This window comes from Lentzea cavernae, assembly GCF_014653695.1.
GTDB lineage: Bacteria > Actinomycetota > Actinomycetes > Mycobacteriales > Pseudonocardiaceae > Lentzea > Lentzea cavernae.
In genome coordinates this window covers 318,523-334,734 of record NZ_BNAR01000008.1, presented here as the reverse complement: position 1 = coordinate 334,734, position 16,212 = coordinate 318,523, and the positions used below count along the sequence as shown (strand labels likewise).

Below are 16,212 nucleotides of genomic sequence, written 5' to 3'. Positions count from 1 at the left end.
ACCGCGCAGGCGGTCGGCTTCTTCGAGAAGTACGGCCCGATGATCCTGGCGGGCGCGATCAAGATCGTGGTGATCCTGATCGCCGCCTTCATCCTCCGGGCCCTGCTCCGCAAGGTCATCGACCGGATCACGATCCCCGGCAAGGAGGGCAAGAAGCCGGGGCTGCTCAAGCCGTTGCGGGAGCGCGCGCCCCAGGCGCTCGGAAACCTGATCTCCGAGCGCCGCGAGCAGCGCGCCCGCACGATCGGCTCGGTGCTGAAGTCGATCGTCACGATCCTGATCTTCGGAATCGCGTTCCTGGAGATCATGATCGTGGTCGGGCTGGACATCACGCCCGTGCTGACCTCGGCGGGCATCCTGGGCGTCGCCATCGGCTTCGGCGCCCAGAACCTGGTGAAGGACTTCCTGTCCGGCATGTTCATGCTGCTGGAGGACCAGTACGGCGTGGGCGACGTCGTCGACCTCGGCCCGTCGATCAGCGGCACCGTCGAGGCGGTCGCGCTGCGCACCACCACGATCCGCGACACGGGCGGCACCGTCTGGTACGTCCGCAACGGCGAGATCCTGCGCGTCGGCAACTCGTCGCAGGGCTTCGCGGTCGCCGTCGTCGACCTGCCGCTGAGCTACGGCGCGAACCTCGCCGAGGCCACCGCCGTGCTGGAGCGCAAGGCCGCGGACGCCGCCGAGAAGGAACCGCTCAAGACCGACATCACGGCCAAGCCCGAGGTGCTCGGCGTGGAGAAGTTCACCGTCGACGGCATCACCCTGCGGGTCACCGTGAAGACGCGTCCCGGCCGCCAGTGGGCGGTGCAGCGCAACCTGCGCGCGCAGCTCATGCCCGCCCTCGAGGACGCCGGTTTCACCGCCAAATGAGTTCAAACGCGGGCGCCGGGTGAGTTAGAACACCCATTCGAGACGATGATCACCCGGCGTCCTGCCAGTTCACACCCCTATGACACGGCCAACACCCGGGGCGGCCTGCGCCCGGTGGCCCGCGTGAGTCAGGATGGGTGTGTGGGAAACCCCGTGAGCTTCTTCGAACAGGTCGGTGGCGAGGAGACGTTCCACCGCATCGTCGCGCGCTTCTACGAAGAGGTGAAGTCCGACGAGGTCCTCCGCCCCCTCTACCCGGAAGAGGACCTCGGACCAGCGGAGGAGCGGTTCCGCCTGTTCCTGATGCAGTACTGGGGCGGCCCCCACACCTACTCGGACAACCGGGGCCACCCGAGGCTGCGGATGCGCCACATGCCGTTCACGATCGGTCTGGTCGAGCGGGACGCGTGGCTGCGCTGCATGAGGATCGCCCTCGACGAAGCCGGTCTGGACGAGGCTCACGACAAGCAGCTGTGGGACTACATGGAGATGGCGGCGAACAGCTTGATGAACAGCCCGTCCTGAGCGCCCATCACCCGTTCGGGTCCTTTAGCAGCGAGACGAATGGCAGGATGACCCCCCGTGCGACGATCCTCCGACCTCAGCCCCGAGATCGCCGAAGAGGCCGCCTGGTGGCGTGACGCCGTCTTCTACCAGGTGTACGTGCGCTCCTTCGCCGACTCCAACGGCGACGGCGTCGGCGACCTCGAGGGCATCAGGTCCCGCCTCGGCTACCTGGAGCTGCTCGGGGTCGACGCCCTCTGGCTCACCCCGTTCTACCGCTCGCCGATGGCCGACCACGGCTACGACGTGGCCGACCCGCGCGACGTGGACCCGCTGTTCGGCGACCTGGCCGCGTTCGACCGGCTGGTGGCAGACGCGCACGAGCACAACATCCGGGTGACGGTCGACCTGGTCCCGAACCACTCGAGCGACCTGCACGAGTGGTTCCAGGAGGCGCTGCACGCGGGCCCCGGCAGCATGGAGCGCGCCCGCTACGTCTTCCGCGAGGGCCGCGGTTTCGACGGCTCGCAGCCCCCGAACAACTGGACGTCGGTCTTCGGCGGTCCCGCGTGGACCCGCGTGCCGGACGGCCAGTGGTACCTGCACCTGTTCGCGCCGGAGCAGCCCGACCTCAACTGGGAGCACCCGGAGGTCCGCGCCGACCTGGAGCAGACCCTGCGGTTCTGGCTCGACCGCGGCGTCGACGGCTTCCGCATCGACGTGGCGCACGGCATGGCCAAGCCCGAGGGCCTGCCGGACATGGACATCCGCCCGCAGGCCCCCGGCGTGCTGTCCGACGACGTGCACGACCCGCGCTTCGACAACGACGGCGTGCACGAGATCCACCGCATGATCCGCAAGGTCCTGGACGGCTACCCCGGCACCATGGCCGTCGGCGAGATCTGGGTGAAGGACGACGAGCGCTTCGCCGCCTACGTCCGTCCCGACGAACTGCACCTGGGCTTCAACTTCCGCCTGGTGCAGGCGGGCTTCGACGCCGACGCGGTCCGTTCGGCGATCGAGCACTCGCTGGCCGCGGTCGCCCCCACCGGTACCCCCGCCACGTGGACGCTGTCGAACCACGACGTGGTGCGCCACGTGACGCGGTACGGCGGCGGTGCCCCCGGTGAGCAGCGGGCCCGCGCGATGACGCTGGTCGAGCTGGCGCTGCCGGGCGTCATCTACCTCTACAACGGCGAAGAGCTCGGCCTGCCGAACGTGGAGCTGCCGGACTGGGCCCTGCAGGACCCGACCTGGGAGCGCTCCGGGCACACCGAGCGCGGCCGTGACGGCTGCCGCGTGCCGATCCCGTGGGAGGGCACCAGCCCGCCGTTCGGGTTCTCCACGGCCGTGAACACCTGGCTGCCGCAGCCGAACGAGTGGGACCACCTCACGGCCGAGGCGCAGCTGGAGGACCCGGGCTCGATGCTCTCGCTGTACCGCGAGGCGCTGGAGCACCGGAAGTCCAACGCGGGCTTCGCCGGTGAGGAGCTCGAGTGGTACGGCGCTCCCGCCGGCTGCTTCGCGTTCCGGCGCAAGGGCGGCGGCCTGATCTGCGCCCTGAACACCTCGGGCGCGTCGGTGCCGCTGCCTCCCGGCAAGGTGCTGCTGTCGTCCGGTCCGATGGACGGCGACCAGCTGCCCCCGGACACGGCTGTCTGGCTCGTCTGAGTCTCCGCATGGAAGAGCGCCCCGGAACCTGGGTTCCGGGGCGCTTTTCGTTCGTGCGTCAGACGATCAGCGGCAGCATGGAGTGCCGGCGCCGGACCACGGCGCCGAAGCGTGCGTCGATCCGCAGCCACGAGTCGGTCGCGGTCACCCGGACCTCGCCGTCCTCGCCGAGGAAACCCATGCCCGACAACGCGAACAGCACGCGCAGCGGGATCTTGACGTCCAACCCGGACCCGCTGACCGTCAACACGGTCTGGTCGAGCAGCGAAGCCGGCGGCGTGCCCTGCGGCCCGGTGTTCTCCCGCGCCACCTCGACGCCTTCGTCGGCGATCTTCGCGACGACCTCGACGGGCAGGTGGTCGACCAGGAGCCAGCCCTCGGTGGGCGGCAGGGCCGTGCGCCACATCAGGTCCTTGGCCGGTCCGGGGTCGATGCGCTCGTCGCGCATGACCGCGAGCCCGGTCAGCAGCTCCGATCCGGACACCGTGACGTCCGCCGGATTCGCCTGTCCCGCAACGGTTCGCGTGGCGAGGGCGTCGAACGGCGTGGCGATCCACGCGTCGAGCATCTCCTCGTTGCGGTTGCGCAGCCGCACCACGGACTGCGCGTCGAGGCGCACCGCCCGCGCGGCGAACGCCCCGAGGTCGTCTCTCTCGGCCGCGTCGGCCAACACCAGCTCAGGCACCGTTTCCCCCTGCCCGCCACCCGGCGAGAAAGTCGCGCTCGGCCTCGGTGAGCCGACGCGGTCGTGCTGTCGTCACGTTGAAGGGCGCCATGAGCGTCTCCGCCTTGACCACCACCGGGCTGTTCACGTCGCGGCTGCCGCGCACCACGTAGTCGAGCGTCAGCGACGCGGACTTCAGTTCCCGCACCGACATCTCCACCAGGACGTCCTCACCGGTGAACACGATCGGCGCGAGGTACTCGACCACGAGCTTCGCCACGACCATGCCCTCGGCCAGTTCCTTGACCCCGTGGCGGGCGGCTTCGGTGAACAGCAGCTCGATCCGGGCCTCTTCGAGCAACGTCACCGTTTTCGCGTGGTTGACGTGGCCGAACGCATCCATGTCCGACCATCGCGGTCGCACACCAGTGACGAAGACACCCATGCGGGGACCCTACCGCTCACGAGTGGGCGAACCTTCACAGGACCTCCACACCAGCCGATTGAAAATCGATAGGCAGCTCTCGATACTCGATTCATGACCCGCGCACTGGTGTTCTTCCTGCAGGCACTGCTCGCCTTCGCGTTCCTCGGTGGACTGTTCGCCCAGGTCGTGGTGATCCCGGGGACCGCGGCGAACGAGGTCGAGAACTTCCCGCCGTACGAGTCGGTGCGGGTGCCGTTCGTGGTGTTCGCGATCGTCTTCATCGCCTGCCTGCAGGTCCTGGCGGTCGCGCTCGGGGGGATGCTGCAGCGGGCGGGTGAGGACACCGTGTTCGAGTCCGGCGCGCTCACGTGGACGAACGTCGCGATCGGCGCGATCACCGCGGGCGCCCTGGTGCTCGCGACGCTGTTCGTCTACGTCACGTTCGCCGAGATCCCCTCGCCCGCCGACGGCATGGAGGTCCTGGGGCTGTGGATGGGATCCGGCGCCGGCACCGTCGCGGCGACCGGTGTGGCGCTGCTCGTCGTGGTCGGGCGGAAGTGGCTCGGCAGGGCGATCGCGCAGCGCGCCGAGTTGGAGCAGGTCGTCTGAGACCGAGTCGGTGTCGTGGAGGGGATTCCAGGGCACCCGCGACACCGGGGCGTCGTGGAGGGGATTCCGCGGCGCCGCACAAGACCGGGGGCGCCGCGGAGAGTTCCGCGACGCCCCCGGTTCCTCGTTCCTGCTACCTGACCATGCTCCGCACCTGACGCGCGGCAACGGACAGCGTCGCCAGGTCCAGCTGGTGGACCCGGTTGATCTCCTCGAGCGCACCGCGCGAGCGGGCCAGGCGGGAGGCGTTGGCCTGCTCCCACTTGGCGATCTTCTCGCTCGCCGTGTCGTCCTCGTCGCTCGCCCGCAGCACGTCCACCGAGATGGCCCGCAGCGACGAGTAGAAGTCGTCGCGGAGAGCCAGGCGGGCCAGGGCGTGCCAGCGGTTGCCGCGCTCCAGGCTCGTCACCGAGTCCAGCATGTGGTCGATGTCGAGGTGGTCGGACAGCGCGAAGTACAGCTCGGCCGTCTCGCGGTGCGAGCGCTCCGGCCCCGCGCCGCCGGTCGGGCCGAACTCGCGTTCGGCCAGCTCGGCGATCTCGGTGACGTCGAACAGGCCGTACATGTAGAGCAGCGCGGCCACCTTGCGGGCCAGCTCCGCCGGGACGCCCTGTTCGACGTACCGGTCGGCCTTGCCCGCGACCACGTCCAGTTCCTTGCCCTGCAACAGGTCGAAGGCGTACGGGCTGAGCTCCTCGACCACGCCGCGGAAGCGGTTGATCGTGGACCCCACCGCGAGCGGCTGCGGGCGGTTGGACAGCAGCCAGCGCGACGCGCGGTCCAGCAGGCGGCGGGTCTCGAGGACCATGCTGTCCTGGACCTCCGTCGGCACCGCGGTGTCCAGCGCCTCGATCTCGCGCCAGATCGACGGCAGGTCGAAGACCTGGGTGACGACGGCGTAGGCGCGGACCGCGTCCGTCGCCGAGGCGCTCATCTCCTCGGCCAGGCGGAAGGCGAAGGAGATGCCGCCACCGTCGACGACCTCGTTCACGATCACCGTCGTGATGATCTGCCGCGCCAGCGGGTGGTTCGGGATCGCGGCGCCGAAGCGTTCGCGCAGCAGGCTCGGGAAGTAGTCCGGGAGCTTGCGGGTGAACGTGTCGATCGTCGGGATGTCGCTCGCGAGCAGCTCTTCCTTCAGCGTGAGCTTGGTGAACGCGAGCAGTGTGGCGAGCTCCGGCGAGGTGAGGCCCTGGCCGGCCTTCTCCAGCGCCTTGAACTCCGCCACGCTCGGCATCGCCTCCAGCTTGCGCTTGAGCGCGCCGCGGGCTTCGAGATCAGCCGTGAGGCGGGCGTGCACCGACAGCATCGGGGCCGCGTGCGCCCGGCTGACGCCGAGGACGTTGTTCTGCGAGTAGTTGTCCGCCAGCACGAGCTCGCCGACCTCGTCGGTCATCTCGGCGAGGACCTCGTTGCGCTGCTGCTGCTCCAGCGACCCCTCCCGGACCAGGTGGTCCAGCAGGATCTTGATGTTGACCTCGTGGTCGGAGCAGTCGACACCGGCGGAGTTGTCGAGCGCGTCGGTGTTGACCTTGCCGCCGTTGCGCGCGAACTCGATGCGACCTCGCTGGGTCAGACCCAGGTTGCCGCCCTCGCCGATCACCTGGACGCGCAGCTCACTGCCGTCCACGCGGATCGTGTCGTTCGCCTTGTCGCCGACGTCGGCGTGCGACTCGGTCGACGCCTTGACGTACGTGCCGATACCGCCGTTCCACAGCAGGTCGACCGGCGAGAGCAGGATCGCCTTCTTGAGCTCGGGCGGCGACAGCTTGGTGACGCCCTCGGGAAGCCCCAGGGCGACGCGGGCCTGCTCGGAGATCGGGATCGACTTGGCCGTGAGCGGGAAGATCCCGCCGCCCTCGCTGATCAGCGAGCGGTCGTAGTCGTCCCACGACGAGCGCGGCACGGTGAACAACCGCACCCGCTCGGCGAACGACGTGGCCGCCACCGGGTTCGGGTCGATGAAGACGTGCCGGTGGTCGAACGCCGCCACGAGCCGGATGTGCTCGGACAGCATCATGCCGTTGCCGAACACGTCACCGGACATGTCGCCGATGCCGACGACGGTGAACTCCTCGGTCTGCGTGTCCACGCCGAGTTCGCGGAACGAGCGCTTCACGCTCTCCCACGCGCCCTTGGCCGTGATGCCCATGGCCTTGTGGTCGTAGCCGATCGAGCCACCCGAGGCGAACGCGTCGCCCAGCCAGAAGCCGTAGCTCTGGCTCACGCCGTTCGCGATGTCGGAGAACGTCGCGGTGCCCTTGTCCGCCGCCACGACCAGGTACGTGTCGTCGGCGTCGTAGCGCACGACCTGCGGTGCGGGCACGACCTCGTTGTTGATCAGGTTGTCGGTGAGGTCGAGCAGGCCCGAGATGAACATCTTGTAGCAGGCGATGCCCTCGGACATGAAGTTCTCGCGGTCGATGCCGGGGTCGCCCGTGGGCGGGACCGGCTTCTTGACGACGAAGCCGCCCTTCGCGCCGACCGGCACGATCACCGCGTTCTTCACGGCCTGCGCCTTGACCAGGCCGAGGACCTCCGTGCGGAAGTCCTCGCGGCGGTCGGACCAGCGCAGGCCACCGCGCGCGACGCTGCCGAAGCGCAGGTGCACGCCCTCGACGCGCGGCGAGTACACGAAGATCTCGAACTTCGGCCGCGGCTGCGGCAGGTCCGGGATCGCCTGCGGGTCGAGCTTGACCGACAGGTACGGCCGGGCGTTGCCTTCGGCGTCGCGGAAGAAGTAGTTCGTCCGCAGCGTGGCGTTGATCAGCGTGAGCAGGCTGCGCAGGATGCGGTCCGCGTCGAGGCTCGTCACGTCGTCGATCAGCTTGCCGATCTCGGTGACCATGGTCTCGGTGTGCGCGGCCCGGTTCGCGTCGCTGAGCGCCGGGTTGAACCGGGCCTCGAACAACGCGACCAGCGCGATCGCCACGCTCGTGTGGCTGAGCACGGCGTCCTCGATGTAGTCCTGCGAGTACGGCGTGCCCGCCTGGCGCAGGTACTTCGCGTACGCGCGCAGCATCGCGGCCTGCTGCCAGGTGAGCCCGGCCTGCAGCACCAGCGAGTTGAACCTGTCGACCTCGGCCTCACCGCGCCAGACCGCGGCGAACGCGTCCTGGAACCGCACGCGCACGCCGTCGAGGTCGGCCTCGGAGAGCTGGGCCAGCGCGGCCTTGTCGATGCGCAGGCCGAAGTCGTAGATCCAGCACTGCACGCCGTCCTCGCGCGCGATCTCGTACGGCCGCTCGTCGACCACGATGACGCCCATGCGCTGCAGCATCGGCAGCACGTCGGACAGCGTGATGCCCTCACCGGTCACGAACAGCTTGAAGCGCCGCTCGCCCGGTTCGGCGTTCTCCGGCACGTAGAAGACCATGTCGAGGTCGCCCTCGACGAGCTTCTCGATGCGCCGGTAGTCCTCGAGGCCCGTGGCGGCGTTGAAGTCCTCCTTGTAGGCCTCCGGGAAGACCGAGGCGAACCGCTGCCCCTGCTCCGTGGCCGACTCGGCGCCGAGTGCGTCGCCGCCGACGGCCTCGACCATGCGGTCGTCCCAGCTGCGGACGGCCTCGGCGAGCTTGGCCTGGATCGCGTGGACGTCCGGCTCCAGCGTGCGCGCCGGTTCCGTGTGCACCATGAAGTGCACGCGGGCCAGCGCGGACTCGCCGATGCGCGCGCTGTACTCGAGGTTCAGCCCGCCGAGCTCGGCGAGCAGCACCTCCTGCATCGCGAGGCGGCTCGTCGTCGTGTAGCGGTCGCGCGGCAGGTAGACCAGGCACGAGAAGAAGCGGCCGAACGGGTCGCGGCGCAGGAACAGCCGCAGCCGGCGGCGTTCCGCGAGCGCGATGACGCCCGTGGTCGTCTGGTAGAGCGTGTCGGCGTCGACCGAGAACAGCTCGGTGCGCGGGTAGTTCTGGATCACCTCGAGCATCCGCTGGCCCGAGTACGACTGCAGCGGGAAGCCCGCGCGGTGGATCACCTCGCGCACGCGGCGCTCGATCACCGGGATGTCGAGGACGTCCTCGTGCAGCGCGGTGGTGCTGAGGATGCCGAGGAACCGGTGCTCGCCCGAGACGTTGCCCTCGGAGTCGAACGTCTTCACGCCCACGTAGTAGGGGTAGACGCTGCGGTGCACGCTGCTCTGCGCGCTCGCCTGCGTCAGCACCAGCAGCTCGGGGCTCAGGGCCTGCGCGCCGTTGTCCGGGCCCGCGGTGAGGCTGCGCGCGGCGAGGCTGTCCTGGCGCAGCACGCCGAGACCGCTCGCGAGCACGGCCCGCAGCGCCGGTTCGCCGTCCTCGCGCACCAGCTCGTACTGCCGGTAGCCCATGAACGTGAAGTGCCCGTCCGCGAGCCACTTGAGCAGCTTCGAGCCGTCGGTGGTGGCCTCGGACGAGTCCTTCTCGAGCTCGTCGGCGAGCTGCAGCGCCGTGGTGACCATGCGGTCGGTGTCCTCGACGACCTCGCGGACGTCGGTCAGCACCGTCTGCAGGCGCGTCTCGAGCTCGCGGGCACGATCGGGGTCGGTGATGAGGTCGACCTCGATGTTCATCCACGACTCGGCCAGCGCGTCCGCGGGCGGATCGGCCGGATCGGCGGTCGGCAGCACCTCGGTGCGCGCGCCTGTGACCGGATCACGCCGCACGACGACGATCGGGTGCACGACGCGCTGCACCTGCACACCGGCGCGCGTGAGCTCGGACGCGACCGAGTCGACGAGGTAGGGCATGTCGTCGGTGACGACCTGCACCACGGTGACAGGACACTGCCACCCGTCGGCACTGCGCGTCGGGTTGAGGATGCGCACCGCGGCGCGTCCGGGGACGCGGCTCTCGGCGAGCTGGTAGTTCGACCGCACCGCACCGACCAGGTCCACCGGGTCGTCGTCGTTGACTTCCTCGGCGGGCACGTGGCGGTAGAAAAGGCGGATCAGGTCAGCGAGTTCGGGGGCATTGGCGGCGGCCCGTTCGATCAGCTCGTCACGGACCTGCTCAGGACTGGCCGTTGGACTGCCATCACCCGCGGCGGGGGCCGCGGAGACGTCGTCGGTTCGGGTCGGGGCTCCAGTCGAGGTCATCTTCAGGCGACTCCACGCTATCCGGCACCTCTGTGTGCCGGGTCCGGCCCCACCATAGATGGGGTGGCGGGAATCACCGGCAACGGGAGGTGCTCTGACGGACCACTGAATCGTGGGCTGAATCGAGTCACATCATCAGTGGGGACAAGGCTTTCCGCATCCGTGGACGCGACGGGACGGCGGCTGTCTCCACCAGCCCCCGCGCCCCGCCGGTCCGCACATTCATCCGATCATGGGCTCCACGACGGCGTGACCACCGTGGAACCGCCGGACGTCACCGGCCCGCCCGCCACTGGTCACCGCCCGGCCGCTCACGCGACTCCCGGCCCTGCGTCCCGGCGAACGGGGTTGGGCAAGGCTTGAGGTGTGGCCCTGGCCACCCTCACCGCCCCGGCAGCGTCCAGCCGGGAGGCCCGTCCCCCCGGAAAGGACGAATCGGGCCGGTCGTCTCGGTGTCCGGTGCCACCGGGATGATCGGCCCCGTCTTCTCCTGCTCGGACTCCTGTGGGAAGGCGGACGGCCGGAACAGCGGGTCCGGGTTCTCCCCCGAAGCGCCCTGCTGCGGCCCGAACCGGTTCGCCCCGAACAACGCCTCCGAGCTGAACGGCGACTGCGCCGCCGGGTCCTGCCCACCGAACGCCGCGCCGGAACCGAGCGCCGCCTCCGACGAGGGCGTGACCCCGGCCGGCCTGTTCAGCTGGACGATGTACGACGCGCCCGACCCGAACAGCGTCTCCGCGGACGGCCCGTCCTCCGACTCGTCCTGGGACCGGCTCGTCCGGAACAGCGACTCCGAGCTGAACGCCGTTCCCGCCCCCGGATCCGAACCCGTCCGGACCTCGGCGGCCGCGCCGAACGACTCGTCGGTCCGGAAGTCGGTGGGGGCGCCGAACGGCTCGCCTGACCGGAAGTCGGTGGCCGTGCCGAACGACTCGCCTGGCCGAAGGTCGGTCGCCGTGCCGAACGACTCGCCTGGCCGAACGTCGGTCGCCGTGCCGAACGACTCGCCTGACCGGAAGTCCGCGGCCATGTCGTGCTCACCGGGCCGGAAGTCAGCGCCCGTGTCGTGCTCACCCGGCCGGAACGCCGAGTCCTCGGGCGGCTCGGCTTCAGCGGGGCGGTCCGGCAGGTCCGCGGTGGCGGCCTGGCCCCCGGTGTCGACGGCTGACCAGTCCGGGGCCGTCAGGTCCGAGGCGTCGAGCTGTTCCTCGTCGGAACGGCGGCCGGTCTCGTAGGCGACCAGTGCTTCGGCCAGCAGGTCGGCGAGGCTCATCTCGCTCGGCCTGCGGCGGCTGCTGGGGCGGCCCGTGCGGTCGTCGGACTCGGGACCCGTGCCGTTGGCCGGTTCCCCGCCCTCGGGCTTGGTGGCGAAGAAGTCGTACGGCGCGACCGAATCGGACTGCGCGTCGGCGCCGGAACCCGTCTCCACCGACGTGGCGGGGTCAGAACCCGGCCCCGTGCGATCCGCGGACCGGCCGGCCTCCGAGCCATGACCGAAATCCGTGCCGTAGCCGGAATCGGTGTTGCCGCCCGACCCCGTGCCGTAGGTCGACTCGAGGCTGTAGACGGGCTGGGCACCGAAGTCCGGCTGGGTGCCGAAGGTCGGCGTGGAACCGAACGACTGGCTGCCGAAGCCCGACTGGGTGCCGAACGAGGACTGCGCGCCGAAGCTGCTCTGACCACCGAAGGCCTGCTCGGTCCGCGGTTGCGCGCGCACCGGGGTCGTGGGGACGTCCGACGGGTCGTCGTCGACGTCCGCCGAACTGAGGAAGCTGGTCGACAGCAGGTCCGGTTCGGGAGCCGGCGGGATCTCGTCCGGAACTGGCACGGCCGGAACCGGGTCCGGCACGGGCGCGAGCGGCTGCCTGCCGGGCTCCGGGTCGGGGAGCTCCTCGGGAGCCGGAGTGGGGATCGACGCGGCGGGTTTCGGCTTCGGCGTGCTGAAGTCGAGGCTGCTGAAGTCGAGGTCGGGGAGCTTGCGCTCGTCCGGGTCGGCTTCGGAGGCGGGGAAGCCCCCGGCCGGGGTGTGCAGCGGGTAGGCCGGTTCGTCGACGTGGGGACCGAAGTCCGGGGCCGCCGGCGGACGCGAGAACGCCGCGGCCAGACCGGAACGCGTGCCGCCGTCCGCGTTGTTCTGGTCCGCGAGGCGCTCGGCGCGGCTGCGGGTGCTGGAGTCCGCGAAGTAGTTCGGCGACGCGTCTTCCGCCTGGCCGTTCTGACGCGGGCCCGACGGGGGTTCGACCCGCCACGACGGCGTGTCGGACTGCTGTTCGGCATCGCGGGCCCGGCGGCGGCCACCGGCCCGCAGACCCTGGGCCTTGAGCATGTCCAGCACGCTTTCCGGCTGCGAATTCGACTCGTCGTCGCGCGCGGCGGCCTCCGCACGGGCGGCTTCCTCGCGTTCCACGGCCAGGCGGGCGACCTCCTGGTGCGCCGCCTCCTGCCGGGCGACGTCGCGGCGCACGGCTTCCTGGCGCGCGGCCTCGCGGCGGATCTCCTCCTGGCGCACGGCGTCGAGGCGAGCGGCCTCCTGGCGAGCCGCGTCCAGCCGAGCAGCTTCTTGCCGCGCCGCTTCCACCCTGGCGGCTTCCTGGCGTGCCGCCTCTTCACGGGCGGCTTCCTGACGCGCGGCTTCTTGCCGTGCCGCCTCTTCGCGAGCGGCTTCCTGACGCGCGGCCTCTTGCCGTGCCGCCTCTTCGCGAGCCGCTTCCTGACGCGCGGCCTCTTGCCGTGCCGCCTCTTCGCGAGCCGCTTCCTGACGCGCGGCCTCTTGCCGTGCCGCCTCTTCGCGAGCCGCTTCCTGACGGGCCGCCTCGTGCCGCGCCGCCTCTTCCTGGCGGGCGGCCTCCTGGCGGGCGGCCTCCTGGCGGGCCGCTTCCTGGCGCGCGGCCTCCTCGGCGGCCTGGGCTTCGCGTTCGGCCTGGGCGCGTTGCTCGGCGCGGGCCTGGCGTTCGGCCTCGATCTGGCGGCGGGCCTCGCGTTGCAGCTCCATGAGCTGCTGCTCGACCTTGCGCTTGCGTTCCTGCTCGACGGTCAGCTGCGGCTGCTGTTCCGGCTCTTGCGGCGGCGGCTCGGGCGCCGCCGGTGTGATGGGGATTTCGGCGATGGTGGTGGGCCGGTCGTCGTCGATCTCGCCGGCGGCCACGCGGGCGGCGCGTCGCCGGCCGCTCACCATGGCGCCCGCGGAGGCGATCAGGCCCGAGGCGGGGACGGTGCGGTCGGAGGGGGAAGGGGAGGAAGAAGGCAGGGGTGCGGGTGGCGGTTCCACGGCTTCCGGGGTCTTGTCATCGGGCTCGCCGAACGGCTGGACCATGCGCCACCGGTCGGCGGCGTGTTGTCGTGCCGCGGACAAACCTTCCACGGTCATGTCTTCGGCAGCGCGCCGAGCGCGCTTGACCATCGGCCCGTCGCCCTTGCGGACCTGGACCGGGCGCCACTGCCGGAGTTGTTGCTTCAGTGCGGCGGACAGCACGCCGTCGGTGACCACCTGCATGCCCTCGACCGGCCTGAGCACGCTCGCGAGTTGCTGGTGCAGGTCGGCCGGCTGGCGGTGGACACCGGAGAACTCGGCGGCGAGCCGTGCCCTCACCGCGTAGACGGCGCGGGCGCGGCGGCGTTCGGCGGCGTGGGCGGAGCGCAGGTTCGTCAGCGCGTCGGCCAGGTCGCCGGACACCTCGTGCACGTCGGCCAGCGCGAGCAGGCTCTCCGCCAGCAACGTGTCGAGCTGGTGGCGTTCGGCGCTCGCGACGGCCTCGCGCAGCATCTCGCGGGCCAGCCCGACCCTGCCCGCGGGCAGGTGCACCCGCGTGGCCAGGGCCAGGCGCAGCCAGCCGGTGGCGGACGCCGAAGGCGCGCGCACCGGCCGGTCGAGCAGCGGCGCGCCGACGGCACTCGCGTCGAGCAGGCGGTTCGCGTCCATCAGCGCGAGAGCCAGTTCCAGCGTGAGCCGGCCCAGGCCCTGACCGCTGTCCGCGTCCGGGTCGGAGAACCTGCTCAACAGGTCGAGGCCCTCGCGCGCGGCACCGATGGCGGCGGCTATGTCGCCCCACCGCCGGTGCTGAGCCGCCTGCACCGCGCGGATCTGGCCGCGCAGCAGCAGCCGCGTGTCCTCGTCGAGCGTCGTGTCGGCGACGTAGAGCTGGTCGGCCTCGGCGAGCGCCCGCGTGGGTTCGTCGCCGCGCCCGACCGTCACGAGGCATTCGCTCGCCTGCACCAGGGCCGAGGCCCGCAGTTCCGCGGGCACGTCCGGTGCTTCCAGCACCGGCGTGACCGCCGCGAACCCCGTCAGCGGTGCTCCCACGGACCGTGCGCACGCCGCGAGCTCGACCCGCAGCAGCCACCCGGTCTCGTGCTCACCGGCGACCTCGGCGGCTTTCAGCGCGTCGATCGCCCGGTCGGCGAAGCGGACGCCGCGGCCCACGCGGTTGCCCGCGAAGACCACCAGCGACTCCGCTCGCAGGCGGTCGGCCTCGTCGCGGCGGGCCGAGGCGAGCGCGACCGCGCGCTCACCCAGCACCAGAGCGAGCTCCGGTGCGCGCCAACGCAGCATCCAGGCGGGCACGACCAGCGTGCTCACCTCGACGTTCGCCTGCGTCTCGCCCCTCGCCGCCACGACGTCGCCGTTGCCCTCTCAGTCCCGTGTCAGCTTGCGGTACGTGACACGGTGCGGCCTCGCGGCGTCCGCACCCAGGCGCTCGAGCTTGTTCTTCTCGTAGCCCTCGAAGTTGCCCTCGAACCAGTACCACTTCGACGGGTCCTCGTCGGTGCCCTCCCACGCGAGGATGTGCGTGGCGACGCGGTCGAGGAACCACCGGTCGTGGGAGATGACCACGGCGCAGCCGGGGAACTGCTCGAGAGCGTTCTCCAGCGAGCCGAGGGTCTCGACGTCCAGGTCGTTCGTCGGCTCGTCCAGCAGGATCAGGTTGCCGCCGAGCTTGAGCGTGAGCGCGAGGTTGAGGCGGTTGCGCTCACCACCGGACAGCACGCCCGCGGGCTTCTGCTGGTCCGGTCCCTTGAAGCCGAACGCGCTGACGTACGCGCGGGACGGCATCTCGACGTTGCCGACGTGGATGTAGTCGAGTCCGCCGGACACGACCTCCCACACGTTCTTCTTCGGGTCGATGCCGCCGCGGTTCTGGTCGACGTAGGACAGCAGGACCGTCTCGCCGACCTTCACGCCGCCGGCGTCGGGCTGCTCGAGACCGACGATGGTCTTGAACAGCGTCGTCTTTCCGACGCCGTTCGGGCCGATGACGCCGACGATGCCGTTGCGCGGCAACGTGAACGACAGGCCGTCGATCAGGACCCGGTCGCCGAAGCCCTTCTTGAGCTTGTCGACCTCGACCACGACGTTGCCCAGACGCGGGCCCGGCGGGATCTGGATCTCCTCGAAGTCGAGCTTGCGGGTCTTCTCCGCCTCGGCCGCCATCTCCTCGTAGCGGTCGAGACGCGCCTTGGACTTGGCCTGGCGGGCCTTGGCGCCGGAGCGCACCCACTCCAGCTCGTCCTTGAGGCGCTTCTGCAGCTTCTGGTCCTTCTTGCCCGAGATGGCGAGGCGCTCGGCCTTCTTCTCCAGGTAGGTGGAGTAGTTGCCCTCGTACGGGTGGGTCTTGCCGCGGTCGATCTCGAGGATCCACTCGGCGAGGTTGTCCAGGAAGTACCTGTCGTGGGTCACGGCGAGCACGGCGCCGGTGTACTGCGCGAGGTGCTGCTCCAGCCACAGGACGCTCTCCGCGTCCAGGTGGTTGGTGGGCTCGTCGAGCAGCAGCAGGTCGGGCTTGCTCAGCAGCAGCTTGCACAGCGCGACACGGCGGCGCTCACCACCGGAGAGCTTGGTGACGTCGGCGTCCGGCGGCGGGCAGCGCAACGCGTCCATCGCCTGGTCGAGCTGCGAGTCGATGTCCCACGCGTTCGCGTGGTCGAGCTCCTCCTGGAGCTTGCCCATCTCCTCCATCAGCTCGTCGCTGTAGTCGGTCGCCATCAGCTCGGCGATCTCGTTGAAGCGGTCCAGCTTCACCTTGATCTCGCCCAGGCCCTCCTGGACGTTGCCGAGGACGGTCTTCTCCTCGTTGAGCGGCGGCTCCTGCTGCAGGATGCCCACCGTGTAACCGGGGGCAAGGTAGGCCTCGCCGTTGCCGGGTGTGTCCAGCCCCGCCATGATCTTGAGCACGCTCGACTTGCCGGCGCCGTTGGGACCGACCACACCGATCTTCGCGCCGGGGTAGAACATGATCGTGACGTCATCGAGGATGACCTTGTCACCGTGCGCCTTGCGCACCTTTTTCATGGTGTAGATGAACTCGGCCATGGCGGCGATCGTAGAGCGGTGCCCAGAGGCTCCTGACCTCGGTCGCCGACAAGCAGGCGCCCACCCCCGGATCGAGCGTCACGCGA

General features: G+C 70.5%; 9 protein-coding genes. 4 read left to right on the top strand and 5 right to left on the bottom strand.

All coding sequences use genetic code 11. The features are described from left to right. Nucleotides 1–39: 39 nt before the first annotated feature. The 3 genes from IE307_RS26840 to IE307_RS26830 all read left to right on the top strand — a co-directional run bounded on the left by IE307_RS26840 (nt 40) and on the right by IE307_RS26830 (nt 3,048). Entirely contained in the window at nt 40–873 is an 834-nt protein-coding gene (locus IE307_RS26840) for a mechanosensitive ion channel family protein (protein ID WP_229905103.1), read from the top strand. A gap of 141 nt (nt 874–1,014) precedes the next feature. Continuing rightward, a complete protein-coding gene (locus IE307_RS26835) occupies nt 1,015–1,398 on the top strand; it encodes a globin (protein ID WP_229905088.1) in 384 nt (127 codons plus the stop codon). A gap of 57 nt (nt 1,399–1,455) precedes the next feature. Continuing rightward, nucleotides 1,456–3,048, top strand: coding sequence for a glycoside hydrolase family 13 protein (locus IE307_RS26830; protein WP_191302112.1), 1,593 nt, complete (start codon nt 1,456–1,458; stop codon nt 3,046–3,048). Nucleotides 3,049–3,106: 58 nt separating this feature from the next. On the opposite strand, the gene IE307_RS26825 is transcribed toward IE307_RS26830, so the two are convergent. Together IE307_RS26825 and IE307_RS26820 are read right to left on the bottom strand one after the other, a co-directional pair. Further along, nucleotides 3,107–3,733, bottom strand: a complete 627-nt coding sequence (locus IE307_RS26825) for a DUF8010 domain-containing protein (protein ID WP_191302111.1) — start codon at nt 3,731–3,733, stop codon at nt 3,107–3,109. After that, nucleotides 3,726–4,157 carry an acyl-CoA thioesterase gene (locus tag IE307_RS26820; RefSeq protein WP_191302110.1) on the bottom strand — a complete coding sequence of 144 codons (432 nt, stop codon included), beginning with the start codon at nt 4,155–4,157 and terminating at the stop codon, nt 3,726–3,728. Before IE307_RS26820 ends, IE307_RS26825 begins: the two co-directional genes overlap by 8 nt. 93 nt (nt 4,158–4,250) lie before the next feature. Between IE307_RS26820 and IE307_RS26815 the strand changes: the two genes are divergently transcribed. Continuing rightward, entirely contained in the window at nt 4,251–4,748 is a 498-nt protein-coding gene (locus IE307_RS26815; RefSeq protein ID WP_191302109.1) for a DUF2975 domain-containing protein, read from the top strand. A 133-nt stretch (nt 4,749–4,881) separates the two neighbouring features. Here IE307_RS26815 and IE307_RS26810 read toward each other — a convergent pair whose 3' ends face one another. From IE307_RS26810 to ettA, 3 genes are all read right to left on the bottom strand, one after another. Next, a complete protein-coding gene (locus tag IE307_RS26810; RefSeq protein WP_191302108.1) occupies nt 4,882–9,819 on the bottom strand; it encodes an NAD-glutamate dehydrogenase in 4,938 nt (1,645 codons plus the stop codon). Nucleotides 9,820–10,201: 382 nt separating this feature from the next. After that, entirely contained in the window at nt 10,202–14,431 is a 4,230-nt protein-coding gene (locus IE307_RS26805) for a hypothetical protein (RefSeq protein ID WP_191302107.1), read from the bottom strand. Nucleotides 14,432–14,449: 18 nt separating this feature from the next. Next, nucleotides 14,450–16,126: an energy-dependent translational throttle protein EttA gene (gene ettA / locus IE307_RS26800; RefSeq protein ID WP_191302106.1), complete on the bottom strand. Its 1,677-nt coding sequence runs from the start codon at nt 16,124–16,126 to the stop codon at nt 14,450–14,452. Nucleotides 16,127–16,212 lie beyond the last annotated feature (86 nt).

Excerpts from the sequence above, each read along its gene's own strand:
- IE307_RS26840 (WP_229905103.1), top strand. The coding sequence starts at position 40 with ATGATCCTGGCGGGCGCGATCAAGATCGTGGTGATCCTGATCGCCGCC.
- IE307_RS26820 (WP_191302110.1), bottom strand. The coding sequence starts at position 4,157 with ATGGGTGTCTTCGTCACTGGTGTGCGACCGCGATGGTCGGACATGGAT.
- IE307_RS26815 (WP_191302109.1), top strand. The coding sequence starts at position 4,251 with ATGACCCGCGCACTGGTGTTCTTCCTGCAGGCACTGCTCGCCTTCGCG.
- IE307_RS26810 (WP_191302108.1), bottom strand. The coding sequence starts at position 9,819 with ATGACCTCGACTGGAGCCCCGACCCGAACCGACGACGTCTCCGCGGCC.
- ettA (WP_191302106.1), bottom strand. The coding sequence starts at position 16,126 with ATGGCCGAGTTCATCTACACCATGAAAAAGGTGCGCAAGGCGCACGGT.